The sequence below is a fragment of the Ensifer sp. SL37 genome (genome assembly GCF_026672675.1).
GTDB classification, from domain to species: Bacteria; Pseudomonadota; Alphaproteobacteria; order Rhizobiales; family Rhizobiaceae; genus Ensifer; species Ensifer adhaerens.
In genome coordinates, this window is record NZ_JAPPRN010000001.1 from 1,233,330 (window position 1) to 1,246,886 (window position 13,557).

General features: G+C 63.2%; 11 protein-coding genes and 1 pseudogene. 10 read left to right on the plus strand and 2 right to left on the minus strand.

What is annotated here, in order from left to right; translation table 11 throughout:
• The first annotated feature begins 2 nt into the window (after positions 1-2).
• The gene (locus OVA00_RS05565; RefSeq protein WP_268088316.1) at positions 3-1,937 is read left to right on the plus strand and encodes a DUF5054 domain-containing protein; all 1,935 of its coding nucleotides are present in this window, start codon (positions 3-5) and stop codon (positions 1,935-1,937) included.
• On the opposite strand, the gene OVA00_RS05570 is transcribed toward OVA00_RS05565, so the two are convergent.
• Positions 1,924-3,234, minus strand: coding sequence for an adenylate/guanylate cyclase domain-containing protein (locus OVA00_RS05570; RefSeq protein ID WP_060522005.1), 1,311 nt, complete (start codon positions 3,232-3,234; stop codon positions 1,924-1,926). The genes OVA00_RS05565 and OVA00_RS05570 overlap by 14 nt on opposite strands.
• A gap of 326 nt (positions 3,235-3,560) precedes the next feature.
• On the opposite strand from OVA00_RS05570, the gene urtA reads away from it, so the two are divergent.
• The 6 genes from urtA to OVA00_RS05600 all read left to right on the plus strand — a co-directional run bounded on the left by urtA (position 3,561) and on the right by OVA00_RS05600 (position 10,063).
• Entirely contained in the window at positions 3,561-4,853 is a 1,293-nt protein-coding gene (gene urtA / locus OVA00_RS05575) for an urea ABC transporter substrate-binding protein (RefSeq protein ID WP_060522006.1), read from the plus strand.
• 170 nt (positions 4,854-5,023) lie between these two features.
• Positions 5,024-6,640, plus strand: coding sequence for an urea ABC transporter permease subunit UrtB (urtB, locus tag OVA00_RS05580; RefSeq protein ID WP_113294246.1), 1,617 nt, complete (start codon positions 5,024-5,026; stop codon positions 6,638-6,640).
• A complete protein-coding gene (gene urtC / locus OVA00_RS05585) occupies positions 6,637-7,797 on the plus strand; it encodes an urea ABC transporter permease subunit UrtC (protein ID WP_034805744.1) in 1,161 nt (386 codons plus the stop codon). Before urtB ends, urtC begins: the two co-directional genes overlap by 4 nt.
• Positions 7,798-7,801: 4 nt before the next feature.
• Positions 7,802-8,566 carry an urea ABC transporter ATP-binding protein UrtD gene (gene urtD, locus OVA00_RS05590; protein ID WP_090296866.1) on the plus strand — a complete coding sequence of 255 codons (765 nt, stop codon included), beginning with the start codon at positions 7,802-7,804 and terminating at the stop codon, positions 8,564-8,566.
• 35 nt (positions 8,567-8,601) lie between these two features.
• Positions 8,602-9,297 (plus strand): urea ABC transporter ATP-binding subunit UrtE, encoded by a 696-nt coding sequence (gene urtE / locus OVA00_RS05595; RefSeq protein WP_268088317.1) that lies wholly within the window; start codon positions 8,602-8,604, stop codon positions 9,295-9,297.
• Positions 9,298-9,604: 307 nt separating this feature from the next.
• A complete protein-coding gene (locus tag OVA00_RS05600) occupies positions 9,605-10,063 on the plus strand; it encodes an RrF2 family transcriptional regulator (RefSeq protein ID WP_060522010.1) in 459 nt (152 codons plus the stop codon).
• Between the two features lie 72 nt (positions 10,064-10,135).
• Here OVA00_RS05600 and OVA00_RS05605 read toward each other — a convergent pair.
• Positions 10,136-10,848 (minus strand): annotated as a pseudogene (locus OVA00_RS05605) (SDR family NAD(P)-dependent oxidoreductase).
• 51 nt (positions 10,849-10,899) lie between these two features.
• Here OVA00_RS05605 and OVA00_RS05615 point away from each other — a divergent pair.
• From OVA00_RS05615 to OVA00_RS05625, 3 genes are all read left to right on the plus strand, one after another.
• Positions 10,900-11,526, plus strand: coding sequence for a Crp/Fnr family transcriptional regulator (locus OVA00_RS05615; RefSeq protein ID WP_268088319.1), 627 nt, complete (start codon positions 10,900-10,902; stop codon positions 11,524-11,526).
• 57 nt (positions 11,527-11,583) lie between these two features.
• Positions 11,584-12,159, plus strand: a complete 576-nt coding sequence (locus OVA00_RS05620; protein ID WP_090296873.1) for a class I SAM-dependent methyltransferase — start codon at positions 11,584-11,586, stop codon at positions 12,157-12,159.
• A 145-nt stretch (positions 12,160-12,304) separates the two neighbouring features.
• Positions 12,305-13,531, plus strand: a complete 1,227-nt coding sequence (locus OVA00_RS05625) for an acyl-CoA dehydrogenase family protein (RefSeq protein ID WP_268088320.1) — start codon at positions 12,305-12,307, stop codon at positions 13,529-13,531.
• Positions 13,532-13,557 lie beyond the last annotated feature (26 nt).

The following is a 13,557-nucleotide window of genomic DNA, read 5'->3' on the forward strand; positions in this document are numbered from 1 at the left end:
ACATGACCGAAAAACGCATCCACGTCGTCTTCAAGACCCATCTCGACATCGGCTTTACCGATCACGCCGAGAAGATCCGAAAGCAGTATCACGAGCGCTTCATCCCGCAGGCGATCGAGACCGGCGCGCACTTCTACAACGAGAACCCGCACGAGCCGCTGTTCGTCTGGACGACGGGCGCCTGGCTGATCTGGGATCACCTGAATTCTCGCTCGAAGGAAGAGGTCGCCCGCCTTGAGCAGGCGATCGAGCGCGGCCTGATCCGCTGGCACGCGCTGCCCTTCACCACCCATACGGAGCTGATGTCGCCGGATCTTTTCAAGGCGGGGCTTTCCTATGCGCAGGAGCTGGACCATCGCTTCGGTCTGAAGACGATCGCCGCCAAGATGACCGATGTGCCCGGCCATACGCTCGGCATGGTGCCGCTGCTGGCCGAAGCCGGCGTGCGCTTCCTGCATATCGGCGTGAACTCCGCTTCGCCGCCGCCGGAAATCCCGGATATTTTTCGCTGGCGAGCGGCGGGCGGCGAGGAAATCGTCGTCATGTACCAGCGCTCCTATGGCGAGACCTATTTCCCCGAGGGTCTCTCCGACGGCTTGAGCTTCGCCCATACCAGCGACAACATCGGCCCGCAGAGCGTGTCGCAGACGGCCGAAGCCTATCGCGAGATCCTGAAACACGAGCCAGGTGCCGCCGTGCGCGCGGCGACACTGGAGGACTACGGCAAGCTTATTTGGGAGGCGCGCGAGCGTTTCCCGGTGGTGGAAAAGGAACTCGGCGACAGCTGGATCCACGGCAGCGGCACCGATCCGGAAAAGATCGCCCGCTATCTGGCGCTGCAGCGGCTTTACGACCAATTTGCCGGCGAGCGGATGACCACAAGCCGCCAGGCCTTCGGCCGCAAGCTGGCGCTGGTCGCCGAACACACCTGCGGCGTCGACATCAAATCCTTCCTGCGCGACGAGAAGGCCTGGGCACGCCCCGCCTTCGAGGCGGCGCGAAAGACTGATCCTCGCTTCCACTATACCGAAGCGTCCTGGGCGGAGCAGCGGGCCTATCTCGACCAGGCGGTTGCAGAGCTGGACGGCGAGGATGCGGTCCGCGCCGAGGCGGCCCTTGCCGAGATTGCCGTTCCATCACGGCCCGAGGCGACCGAGGCTGCTACGCGGCTCGATGTCGGCGGCTGGATCATCGAGCTTGATCCGGTAACCGGCGACGGTTCCGCGCTGACTGCGCCCGACGGTCGGACGGTCCGTGGCGCCAACGGTTCGCTGATCGCCTATCGCTACGAAAGCTATGACGCCGGCGACGTTCGCCGCCACATGGATACGTACCTTACACATTGGATGGATTGGGCGGTGCTCGACCACGACAAGCCCGGGCTTGCGAAGGTTGCGGAAGCGCGCTCGCAGGCCTACGCGCCCAAGCTCTACGGCACGACCGCAACATCCGTCCTTGCAGTCATGCCGGCAGAAGCGGTGGAGCAATTGGGCGCGCCTGCCGAAATCGCCATCGAATTTTCCGCCGGCAAGGACGGGCTCGATGTCCGGCTGTCCCTCTATGGCAAGAACGCCAACCGTATGCCGGAAGCGAGTTTTCTGTCGTTCACGCCCGAGGGACGTTCCGCCTGGGATGTGTGCAAGATGGGGCACTGGCACGCCACCGACAATTTCGCCCGCGCGGGCGGTGCACAGCTGCAGGCGGTCACGGCGGTGAGGGGGCGCTCGGAACCGGGCGTCGAGCTGATGGTCGAAAACCTCGACACGGCGCTGGTGGCGCCGCAGTCCTGGCCGTTCATGGCCTTCTGCAAGGACCTGCCTGACTATTCCGCCGGTGTCCGCTTCAACATCCACAACAACAAATGGGGCACCAACTTCCCCATGTGGTGGGGCGGTGATTTCACCACGCGCTTCAAGCTTAGCTTCAGCGGTCGGTGATCGTCAGCGGCTGCGGAGCGACGGAAGGCTCGTCCTCGTTCGGGTGGGCTGAGCCGGTCTCCCGGTGAAGACACCAGATGTCGACCGGAAGGCGACGACCTGGCAGCACGACCGCCTCGTGCGATATCCATGCGGCTTCAGGTGCTGGAGCTTGAAGCCGGCACATCAACGAGGCGGAGACGACAAGCGGCACCTGCAGCGTCTTGGTCATGGATTCCAGGCGCTGGGCCACGTTGACGGCGTCGCCGATGACGGTGAACTCGCTGTGGCAGCCGCTGTCGAGAACGCCGCCGACGACCGTGCCATAGTGCAGGCCGATGCCGGCATCGAGGGCCGGGTGGTTGTTGCGCGCGTTGTGGTTCTTCCAATCCGTGAGGATGTCGACGAGATCGAGCGCGCAGGCAAGTGCCCTGTCGGCGTCGTCTTCCTTCGGTCTCGGCTGGCCGAAGACCGCCATCACCCCATCGCCGATGAACTTGTCGACGGTGCCGCCGTGTTCGAAGATCGTCTGCGAGACGAGTTGGCGATATTCGGCGAGCACGAAGGCGAGCTCAGGCGCCGGTGCCGCCTCGGCAAAACGGGTGAAATCACGCAGGTCCACGAACATGATCGCGGCGCTGCGTCGCTCCAGCCCGAGCACATCGCCTTTCTCCTGCAGGGCGGAAACGACTAGCGGCGAGAAGAAGCGCGAGAGATTTTGTCGCCGCTGGTCGGCCTTCAAGGCTTCCTTGCGCGTCCGGTCGTGGTCGCGCGCAAGAAGATAGATGGCAAAGGCGGTGAAGCCGAAGCTCACGGTCAGGCCGAGATCCTGATTGAAGAATGCCCCGAGCAGCGAAAGCGGTCCGGAGGCATCATGCCTTGCAGCCGTCATCGCCAGCATCGTCACCCAGGCTATGAGCACGATGGCGGAAAAGAGGAGGACCAGGCGTCGCTCCAGCTTGAGTCCGACATGGACGAGCAGGATGAAGGCGACGACGAGGCTGGTCGTCGTCAGATTGTGGTTCGCTGTCACCGGGCCGGCCAGAATATGGGCGTAGAGCAGCAGCGCGACCAAGAGCGCATCGAGAACGACGAAGAGGGTCGTCAGCCAGGAGCGGCCGGGCAGATAGCGCGCCGTTGCCACCGACGCCACGCTGATGGCGAGATAGCTGACGACAACGACCGCGTGCATGCGTTCCGCGCCCGCGTTGCCGCCGAGCAGCAGACTTGCCAGCAGGATTGCGAAAGCAACGAAGCGCAGGGTGAGCGAACGCTTCTCCCGGGCCGTATCCCAATGCGGATGAAGTGAGGACGTCATGTCTTTCGGCATTCCCCCTGCGTCGACGGCCGGCGATAGCCGCTCTGCTACCAGTCGATTCGCGTCGAATATGTGGCGTGGCCGCAAGCCCGCTGACCTGCGGCCAGATTAGGTTCTAGGGCTTCCAACGATGGGAAGGTCAAGAAAGATACCATCGCTGCGCTGCAGCCGCCCGCGACCAGGTTATCAATCGCGTTCCTCTTTGCCCCCGGCGCCTACGTAGAATGACGTATGTGCAGTGCAGCGTGGCTGTCCGATGATCCCCTTAAGCAGCGGCCAGAAGCACCGAAAGGCCAGTTGCTCCAGAACGAGAGGGGTTCCATCAGATGACTATCAAGACAAGCGTGACCGGCGCATTCCTAGCCGCCATCCTGTCGACGACGGCTTTCAGCGGCGCTTTCGCCGCTGACGACACGATCAAGGTCGGCATCCTGCATTCGCTTTCCGGCACCATGGCGATCTCCGAGACGACGCTGAAGGACGCCATGCTGATGCTGATCGACGAGCAGAACAAGAAGGGCGGCCTGCTCGGCAAGAAGCTCGAGGCCGTCGTCGTCGATCCCGCGTCCGACTGGCCGCTCTTTGCTGAAAAGGCGCGCGAACTGGTTTCGGTCGACAAAGTCTCGGCGGTCTTCGGCTGCTGGACCTCGGTATCGCGCAAGTCGGTTCTGCCGGTGTTCGAGGAGTTGAACTCGATCCTTTTCTATCCCGTCCAGTATGAGGGCGAGGAAAGCCAGCGCAACGTCTTCTACACCGGGGCGGCGCCGAACCAGCAGGCGATCCCGGCCGTCGACTATCTGATGGAAAACGAGAGCGTCGAGCGTTGGGTGCTCGCGGGCACCGACTATGTCTATCCGCGCACGACCAACAAGATCCTCGAAGCTTATCTGATCTCCAAGGGCGTGAAGCCCGAGGACATCATGATCAACTACACGCCCTTCGGTCATTCCGATTGGCAGACCATCGTTTCTGACATCAAGAAGTTCGGCTCGGCCGGCAAGAAGACCGCCGTGGTCTCGACCATCAATGGCGACGCCAACGTGCCGTTCTACAAGGAACTGGCGAACCAGGGCGTCAAGGCGGAGGATATTCCGGTCGTCGCCTTCTCGGTCGGCGAAGAGGAACTCGCCGGGCTCGATACCACGCCGCTCGTGGGGCATCTGGCGGCCTGGAACTATTTCCAGTCGGTCGACACACCCGCCAATGCCGAGTTCATCAAGACCTGGAAGGCCTATACCAAGAACGACAAGCGCGTGACCAACGATCCGATGGAAGCGCATTACATCGGCTTCAACATGTGGCTGAAGGCGGTCGAAAAGGCCGGCACGACCGATACGGACGCCGTTCTCGACGCGATGATCGGCGTCTCCGTCCCCAATCTTTCGGGCGGCTACTCGACGATGATGCCGAACCACCACATTACCAAGCCGGTGCTGATCGGCGAGATCCAGGGCGACGGCCAGTTCGAGACCGTCTGGGAAACACCCGGCCTCGTCGTCGGCGACGAATGGTCCGATTATCTGCCGGACTCCAAGGACCTGATCTCCGATTGGCGCGCGCCGATGTCCTGCGGCAACTTCAACGTCGCCACCGGCAAGTGCGGCGGCAAGGGTTCCTGATTTCATCACCTAGTCATAGACCGGGCGGCTTGCCGCCCGGACAGTGATTGCATGACGAAAACTTGAGGCAAGCATGCCCTTCGTTCGGCGGCGCGCACGAGCGAAGGGAGCTTGCTTGGGCTATGACGGGTTTGTGCATGCGCCGCATGACCGACCCGGATGAGGGGGCCATGTACCGAATTCTGCAGATCCTGTTCGTTGCGCTGTGTCTGGTGATATCGGCCCATGTGGTCGGTTCTCGCGCAGCCGAAGACCTCGGCCCGCTGATCGATCAGCTGGGCAGCGCTAAGCTTTCCGAAATGGACGACCACATAACGGCGCTGGCCAAGACCGGCGACGCGAAGGTCATTCCGGTGCTTGAGGCGCTGGGCGAGGGGGAACTTTATCAGCGCAAGTCCGACGGCAAGGTCTTTCTGGTCAAGGCGCAGGGCGCAGACCTGCTGCTCGTCGATCCCGTGACCGGGGCTGACGCCGGAGCGGCACCGAAGGCGGCGATGCAGAAGGTCAAGGTCAACAATGCGGTGCGTCGCGCGGTTCGCAGCGCGCTCGGAGGTCTCACGCTCTTCAGCGACGATACCAGTGCGCGCATGAAGGCGGCGCAATCCATGCTGCAGACGCCGAATGCCGATGCGCTCGAGGCGATCGAAACGGCGATCGCGGCCGAGAAAGACGGGACCGTGCGCAAGGTTCTCGATGAGGCCCGCGCGGTGACGCTGCTCGTCTCGGATCGCCCGGACGATCAGAAGCGTCAGGCGATCGCGCTGCTTGCCGAAGGTAACGGGCGAAACGGCCTTGCCGTTCTGACCTCCGCTCTGGCCACAGCCGATGCTTCCCTTAAACCCGATATCGAGGCGGCGATCGCCCGGATCGAGCAGACCCAGGCCTTCTGGAGCGCCGGCCAGAACATTTGGTACGGCCTGTCGCTCGGCTCGGTCCTCTTGCTGGCGGCGATCGGCCTTGCCATCACCTTCGGCGTCATGGGCATCATCAACATGGCCCATGGCGAGATGGTCATGCTCGGCGCCTACACGACCTTCCTGGTGCAGGAGGTGGTGCGCAATTCCTATCCTGACCTCTTCGACTGGTCGCTGGCGATCGCGCTGCCGCTCGCCTTTCTCGTGACCGGCGCGGTTGGCCTTGCAATCGAGCGCGGCGTCATCCGCTTTCTCTACGGGCGACCGCTCGAAACGCTGCTTGCCACCTGGGGCATCTCGCTGATCCTGCAGCAGGCGGTGCGCTCGATCTTCGGGCCGACCAATCGAGAGGTCGGCAATCCCTCGTGGATGTCCGGCGCCTTCGAGTTTGGCGGGCTGACCATCACCTGGAACCGCCTGTGGATCATCGTTTTCGCGCTGGCGGTATTTGCGGCGCTGCTGTTCCTGCTCAAGAGGACGTCGATGGGCCTTAAGATGCGGGCCGTAACCCAGAACCGGCGCATGGCGTCGTCGATGGGCATCCGCACCCCCTGGGTGGACGCGCTCACCTTCGCGCTCGGCTCCGGCATCGCCGGCATGGCGGGCGTGGCGCTCTCGCAGATCGACAACGTCTCGCCCAATCTCGGCCAGGGCTACATCATCGACAGCTTCATGGTCGTCGTCTTCGGCGGCGTCGGCAATCTCTGGGGCACGCTCGTCGGCGCCTTCTCGCTCGGCATCCTCAACAAGTTCCTGGAACCCTATGCCGGCGCGGTGCTCGGCAAAATCCTCGTGCTGGTGCTGATCATCCTCTTCATCCAGAAGAAACCGCGCGGCCTCTTCGCGCTCAAGGGAAGGGCGGTGGAAGCATGATCACGTCATTTCTGATGCGGTCGTTCGACCGCAGCATTCTGATCGCCGTTGCGATCCTTGTCGGCCTCGCCATGCTTGTCCCGGCGCTCAACCTTTTGACCGCGCCCGATCATCCACTGCACGTGCCGACCTATCTTGTGTCGCTGTTCGGCAAGTACCTGACCTATGCGCTGCTGGCGCTGGCGCTCGATCTCGTCTGGGGTTTCTGCGGCATCCTTTCTCTCGGGCATGCGGCTTTCTTCGCGCTCGGCGGTTACGCCATGGGCATGTACCTGATGCGCCAGATCGGGGCGCGCGGCTCCTATGGTAACCCGCTGCTGCCGGATTTCATGGTGTTCCTCAACTGGAAGGAGCTGCCGTGGTTCTGGCATGGCTTCGACATGTTCTGGTTTGCCGCGCTCATGGTGGTACTTGTCCCGGGGCTGCTCGCCTTCGTCTTCGGCTGGTTCGCCTTCCGCTCGCGGGTCAACGGCGTCTATCTCTCGATCATCACTCAGGCGATGACCTACGCGCTGCTGCTTGCGTTCTTCCGCAACGACATGGGCTTCGGCGGCAACAACGGCCTCACCGACTTCAAGGACATCCTCGGCTTCAACATCCAGGCTAACGGCACGCGCGCCGCCTTGTTCGCTGCCTCGGCGCTGATGCTGGCGCTCTGCCTGATCCTGACGTCGGCGATCGTGCGTTCCAAGTACGGCAAGGTGCTCGTGGCAGTCCGCGACGCGGAAAGCCGGACGCGCTTCCTCGGCTACCGGGTCGAGCACATCAAGCTCTTTGCCTTCACCCTATCGGCGATGATGGCCGGCATTGCCGGCGCACTCTATGTGCCCCAGGTCGGCATCATCAATCCCGGCGAGTTCGAGCCCGGCAATTCGATCGAAGTGGTGATCTGGACGGCGGTCGGCGGGCGCGGCACGCTGATCGGCCCGATCGTCGGCGCCATTCTCGTCAATGGCGGCAAGAGCATCTTCACGGCAGCGTTCCCGGAATTCTGGCTCTTTGCGCTCGGCGGCCTCTTCGTGCTCGTCACCCTGTTCCTGCCGAAGGGCGTCGTCGGAACGGCTGGCGCGTACTTCGCCCGCCGGCGTGCGGAGCGTCAGACGCGGGCGGCTGAAACACCGGACAATCTGGCCGTTGAACCCATGGCGGCGGAGTAACGACATGAACCAGACAATCGGGCAGACCAAGCCGACCAGCCTTCTCTATCTCGACGGCGTCTCCGTCTCCTTCGACGGCTTCAAGGCGTTGAATGCGCTCTCCTTCGTCATCGAACCCGGCGAGCTACGAGCGATCATCGGCCCGAACGGCGCTGGCAAGACGACGATGATGGACATCATCACCGGCAAGACGCGGCCGGACGAGGGGCAGGTGTTCTTCAAGGGCGAGATCGACCTGTCGAAAAAGGACGAAGCGGAGATCGCTTCGCTCGGCATCGGCCGCAAATTCCAGAAGCCGACGGTATTTGAAAGCCACACGGTTTGGGACAATCTCGAGCTGGCGCTCAACCGCAAGCGCGGCGTGTTTCCGACACTCTTTTACCGACTGACGGCAAAGGACAAGGCTCGGATCGAGGAGATCCTTGCGACCATCCGCATGTCGTCGCGCAGCAGCGATCTCGCCGCCAACCTTTCGCACGGGCAGAAGCAATGGCTGGAGATCGGCATGCTGCTTGCCCAGGAGCCGGAACTGCTGCTGGTCGACGAACCGGTCGCCGGCATGACCGACGCGGAAACTGCCGAGACAGCCATCCTGCTGAAGGAGATCGCCAAGACCCGATCGGTCGTGGTTGTCGAGCACGACATGGGCTTCATCCGTGAACTCGGCGTCAAGGTCACCTGCCTTGCCGAAGGAGCGGTGCTGGCGGAAGGCTCGATCGACTTTGTCAGCAGCGATCCGAAGGTGATCGAGAACTACCTTGGCCGGTGATGACCCACACCGAAAATCCAAAAGGAGGGCGCGCCATGCTCAGCGTCGAAAACATCAATCTTCACTACGGCGCCGCGCAGGCGCTGCGAAACGTGTCGATCACGGCCGAGATGGGCAAGATAACCTGCGTGCTCGGGCGCAATGGCGTCGGCAAGTCGAGCCTGCTTCGGGCGATCACCGGTCAGCATCCGGTCAGCGCCGGCGCGATCGACTTCAACGGCGCAGCACTCGCCGGCATGGCGCCCTATCGGCGGGCAAAAGAAGGCATCGGCTACGTCCCCCAGGGGCGTGAAATCTTCCCGCTGCTGACGGTCAAGGAGAACCTGGAGACCGGCTATGCGCCCCTGAAGCGCGGCGACCGCTCGATACCCGAGGACGTCTTCAACCTCTTTCCGGTGTTGCGCTCGATGCTTGGTCGCCGTGGCGGTGACCTCTCTGGCGGGCAGCAACAGCAACTGGCGATCGGCCGCGCACTGGTGACGCGACCGAAGATCCTTGTGCTCGACGAGCCAACAGAGGGCATCCAGCCCTCGATCATCAAGGATATCGGCCGGGCTATCCGCTATCTCAGGGATTCGACCGGCATGGCGATCCTCTTGGTCGAGCAGTATCTCGATTTCTGCCGCGAACTCGCCGACCACGTCTACATCCTCGATCGGGGCGCTGTGGTCCACGAGGGCGCAGCCGAAACACTGGACACATCAGAGGCGCGCCGCCATCTGACGGTGTGATCGCATCCTGAACAGTTACACCTGCGGTGCTCCGGCGTCGGGTTTCGCGGCGTCCGAGGCAAGCGACTGCTGGCTCTTGAGGCAAAACCACCTTCTCAAGGGAGCGGAAATTCTCCCCCCTGCCATAAAAGCGCCTTCTAAAATCACTAAATCTATGCAGTAACTGACGTATTTTATTGAGAATGGTGCAGTTTGGGTGTAGGACATCCTAAGCGAAAGAGTGCGGCCGTCACAACCCGTTACCCCCGGTAAATGCCGCGGGAAGGGGCGTTGTGGCTGCTTTCCTTGTTCAGGAAAGTGAAGTGACATGTTGACCAAAAAAGGAAAATACGGGCTCAAGGCCCTTGTCGACCTGGCTCAACTGGAGCCCGGAGAGACCGCCTTCATCACCGAGATCGCCACGCGGAACAATATTCCGAAAAAGTTCCTGGACGCGATCCTGCTCGAACTGCGCAATGCCGGCATCCTGCGCTCGAAGAAGGGCCCGGGCGGCGGCTATTCGCTCTCCCGGCCAGCCTCCGACATCCGCATCGGCCAGGTCATCCGCACGCTCGACGGTCCCCTGGCACCGATCCGCTGCGCCAGCCGCACCGCGTTCGAGGCCTGCGACGACTGTGCCGATCCGGTCAACTGTCATGTGCGCAAGTCGATGAGCAACGTTCGCGACGCGATCGCCTCGATCCTCGACAACATGACGCTGGAGCAGTTCGCCGCCAACGACAACGCGACCGAGATCGTCGCCTTGAGGGACGCTGAGGCCGGCTGACCTCCGCGCATCCGTTCTTTACTGGGTGCCTGAGATCGCGAGACGCGGCGGGACAATCGCGGAACTGCAGCGTCACAGCTTTCTGATGATCGCGGCGGCTGCAGGCGGCGCTATGATTTCGAGCAGGCGCAGCAATCGCGCCTTGCCGACATGGATGCGGGGCCCGCCCGGCTCGAGCGCACGCAGGATTTCCTTCGCCGCATAGGCCGCGCTGACCTTGTCCTTTCCCCGCCCTGATGTCATCGGGGTATCGACGAGCGGCAGCACCACATCAACCACTTTGACTGCGCCTGCCTGGTGCTGGACGGAAAGTGCATCCGAAAACATGCGCAGCCCCGCCTTGGTGGCGCTGTAGACCGCCGCCGTCGTTTTCGGATAACGGGCGAGTGCTGAGCCGACATTGACGATGACGAAGGGGCGCCCGGGCGTCTTCGGCAGAAGCAGCCGCGACAACAGCATCGGCGCGACGAGATTGGTATCGACTTCGTCCGCGATTTGTCCGGCGTCGTAATGCGGGTCGTCGAACCGGACATTGTGCTGGATGGCCGCGTTGTTGATGAGACCGTCGATCGGATCGCCCGCCATCTTGGCTCTGCAGGCGATGGTTGCGGCCCGATCGCAGAGATCGAGCACCCGCGTTTCGATCCTCCGGTTTCGCAGCGTCAAGTCCTCCAGTCGCTCCGGTCGCGGCCAAGTGCTAAGACATCGTGCCCCCTCGCGGCCAGTTGCAGTGCGATCTCCCTGCCGATTCCCGAGCTTGCCCCGGTGACGACGTAGCGTGCCATGTGATCTATTTCCCGTTGTTGCGCAGTCGAATCTGCAACGGGAGGACGGGGATGGCATTAACCGAAGTTAAGCGCGGAGAGGGCGCTGCGATTTCGCTGTTCGAGCGCATCGCCCGGCATCCGCTGGCGCAGGCGGAGCGCCTGGCCGAGGCGATGCAGGTGCGCAGCGTGAGGGCTGGCGAAACGGTCTTCCATCAGGATGAGCCGCATCCCTATGTCTATGTGATCGAGCGCGGCCTGGTGAAGCTCACTTATCTGCGTGCCAATGGCGAGGAGTGGATCAAGTCCTTCGCCATCGAAGGGCGGTTCTTTGCGAGCCTCTCGGCGCTGGTGCCCGCCGGGCGGGCGAGCTTTTCGGCAATTGCGGTCGAGGAGAGCCGCCTCGAGAGAATTCCGTTCGTGACGCTGCAGGCGCTGGCCGACACCGACCTTGGCTGGTCGCGGATGATCCGAAGTGCGCTGATGATGCTTGCCGAGCGCAAGGAGCGCCGTGAACGCCAGTTCCTGACGCTTGATCCCGAGGAGCGCTATCGCGCACTGCTCGTCGAGGAACCGGAGGTGGTCGCACGGGTGCCGCAGAAGGACCTCGCCGGCTATCTCGGCATCACCCCGGTCGGCCTCAGCCGCATCGCCAAGCGAGTGCGGGCGGAGGCCGACACCAGGGTTAACCCGGGTTAATGCGCGGCATCCGACAAGGAGCGATACCAGGCACCGTTGCAACAACGGAGGCGCGACTTGACCAAACAGAAAACGGCATCGGATTTCCTGCTCTTCCTCAGATCCTGGGCGGCGAGACCGCTGGAGGTCGCGGCGATCGCGCCTTCGAGCAGACGGCTGGCGGTCGCCATGACCACCGAGATCGGACCGCTCTCCGGCAATGTGCTCGAACTTGGGCCTGGCACCGGAGCCTTCACGCGGGCACTGCTTCGCAACGGCGTTTACGAGGACAATCTCATCCTGGTGGAGCGCAATCCGGCTTTCGCCATGCTGTTGCGGGAGCGGTTCCCGAGCGCGACGCTGATCGAGGGCGACGCCCAGCACCTGGCCCTGCCGGCGGTGAAGTCCGTCGGGGCGGCGATCAGCGGCCTGCCACTTCTGTCCATGCCGGCGCAGACCGTGCGGGCGATCCTCGCCTCGGTCTTTCATCACCTTGCCGAGGATGGAAGCCTGTTCCAGTTCACCTATGGACCGCGATGCCCGATCTCGCTCCAGGTTCTGGGCGAGCTTGGGCTCAAGGCCTCCTTTCGGCGCTGGGTGCCGCTCAACCTGCCGCCTGCCAGCGTCTATCGCATTTCCCGGAATAGTGCCTGAGCGCGATGGCCCCGTTTGCCGCCGGCGCGTGGGCGGCACCGGGTGACAGGTAAGACTTTCTCGGGCTTCCGCCCAAGTCAAAATCCATTTGCTGTCATTGTCTATAGAATAAGTTCATTATTACGCCTCAACCAAGGAGAGGCGGATGAGCAACGTACACTTCCTCAGAGAACCGGCGCCGGTGAACGCCGAACATGACGAAAGGCGACGGGAGCTTTTTGCCCGTGCCGAGGCGCTGTCAACCGATCTTGCCCGTCGGGGCGCCGAACTCGACCGGGTGGGCGCGCCGCCGCGCGAGGAGATCGAGGCGCTCCGCCAGGCTGGTCTGTTGACGGCGTTGCATTCGCCGGAGATCGGTGGGGCCGGCTTGAGCTGGATCGACGGGCTGCGGCTGGTGCGCATCGTCGCGCGCGGCGAAAGCTCGATCGGGCAATTGCTGGGCTACCACTACGTCAACAGCCAATACGTCTATTGGGCCGCCGCCGATCCCCGGCAAGCCTGGGTGCTGGGCGCCGAAACGGTCGAGCGGCAGCTCTACTGGGGTGCAGCCGTCAACCCGCGCGACCCCGGCCTGACGCTCGAGCGGCGCGGCGCGCACTACGTCTTGAACGGCCGCAAGACGTTTTCGACCGGCGCGCATGTCTCCGACCGCATCAACGTCAATGCCACACTCGACGGCAAGATCGCCAATTTCGTCGTGCCCACCGACCGTCCCGGCTATATCGCGAACGACGACTGGGACAATATCGGCCAGCGCCTGTCGGACAGCGGCAGCGTCGAGTTCCGCGACTTTCCGGTTTATGGGCGAGACTTCATCCAGGCGCTTGCCGAACCCTTAGATCCGCCACCGGTGCAGGCGACCTTCAACACGCCGCTGATCCAGCTCGTCTTCGTCAATTTCTATCTCGGCACGGCGCAGGGGGCGCTGGCAGCAGCGCTCGACTACGTCCGCAGCACAACGCGTCCCTGGGTGACGTCCGGCGTCGAGCGTGCCGGCGACGACCCCTATATCCTTGAGGCGATCGGCGAGCTCCAGACGAACCTGAAGGCGTCGGTTGCGCTGGCCGATGCGGCTGCGGCAGCGGTCGAAGCGGCCTTGTCCGAGGGCAGCTCGGTAACGGCCGAGGGGCGGGGCGCGGCGGCGATCGAGGCCTATGCGGCCAAGGTGCATTCCACCCACGTGGCGCTCGACGTGACGGCAAGGGTGTTCGAATTGATGGGCGCGCGCGCCACGGCTGGGCACTATCGCTTCGACCGCTACTGGCGCAATGTCCGCACCCACACGCTGCATGACCCGGTCGCCTACAAGGCGCGCGAGGTCGGCGACTTTGCGCTCAACGGACGGATCCCGCCGGTAAGCCTCTATAGCTGAACCTGACGCACAGAGTGACTGTGCGT

Bases quoted from the DNA above. Each gene is read 5' to 3' on its own strand.
- OVA00_RS05600 (WP_060522010.1), top strand. From the start codon at position 9,605: ATGTTGACCAAAAAAGGAAAATACGGGCTCAAGGCCCTTGTCGACCTG.
- urtE (WP_268088317.1), top strand. From the start codon at position 8,602: ATGCTCAGCGTCGAAAACATCAATCTTCACTACGGCGCCGCGCAGGCG.
- urtA (WP_060522006.1), top strand. From the start codon at position 3,561: ATGACTATCAAGACAAGCGTGACCGGCGCATTCCTAGCCGCCATCCTG.
- OVA00_RS05570 (WP_060522005.1), bottom strand. From the start codon at position 3,234: ATGACGTCCTCACTTCATCCGCATTGGGATACGGCCCGGGAGAAGCGT.
- urtC (WP_034805744.1), top strand. From the start codon at position 6,637: ATGATCACGTCATTTCTGATGCGGTCGTTCGACCGCAGCATTCTGATC.
- OVA00_RS05625 (WP_268088320.1), top strand. From the start codon at position 12,305: ATGAGCAACGTACACTTCCTCAGAGAACCGGCGCCGGTGAACGCCGAA.
- urtB (WP_113294246.1), top strand. From the start codon at position 5,024: ATGTACCGAATTCTGCAGATCCTGTTCGTTGCGCTGTGTCTGGTGATA.
- OVA00_RS05615 (WP_268088319.1), top strand. From the start codon at position 10,900: ATGGCATTAACCGAAGTTAAGCGCGGAGAGGGCGCTGCGATTTCGCTG.
- OVA00_RS05565 (WP_268088316.1), top strand. From the start codon at position 3: ATGACCGAAAAACGCATCCACGTCGTCTTCAAGACCCATCTCGACATC.
- urtD (WP_090296866.1), top strand. From the start codon at position 7,802: ATGAACCAGACAATCGGGCAGACCAAGCCGACCAGCCTTCTCTATCTC.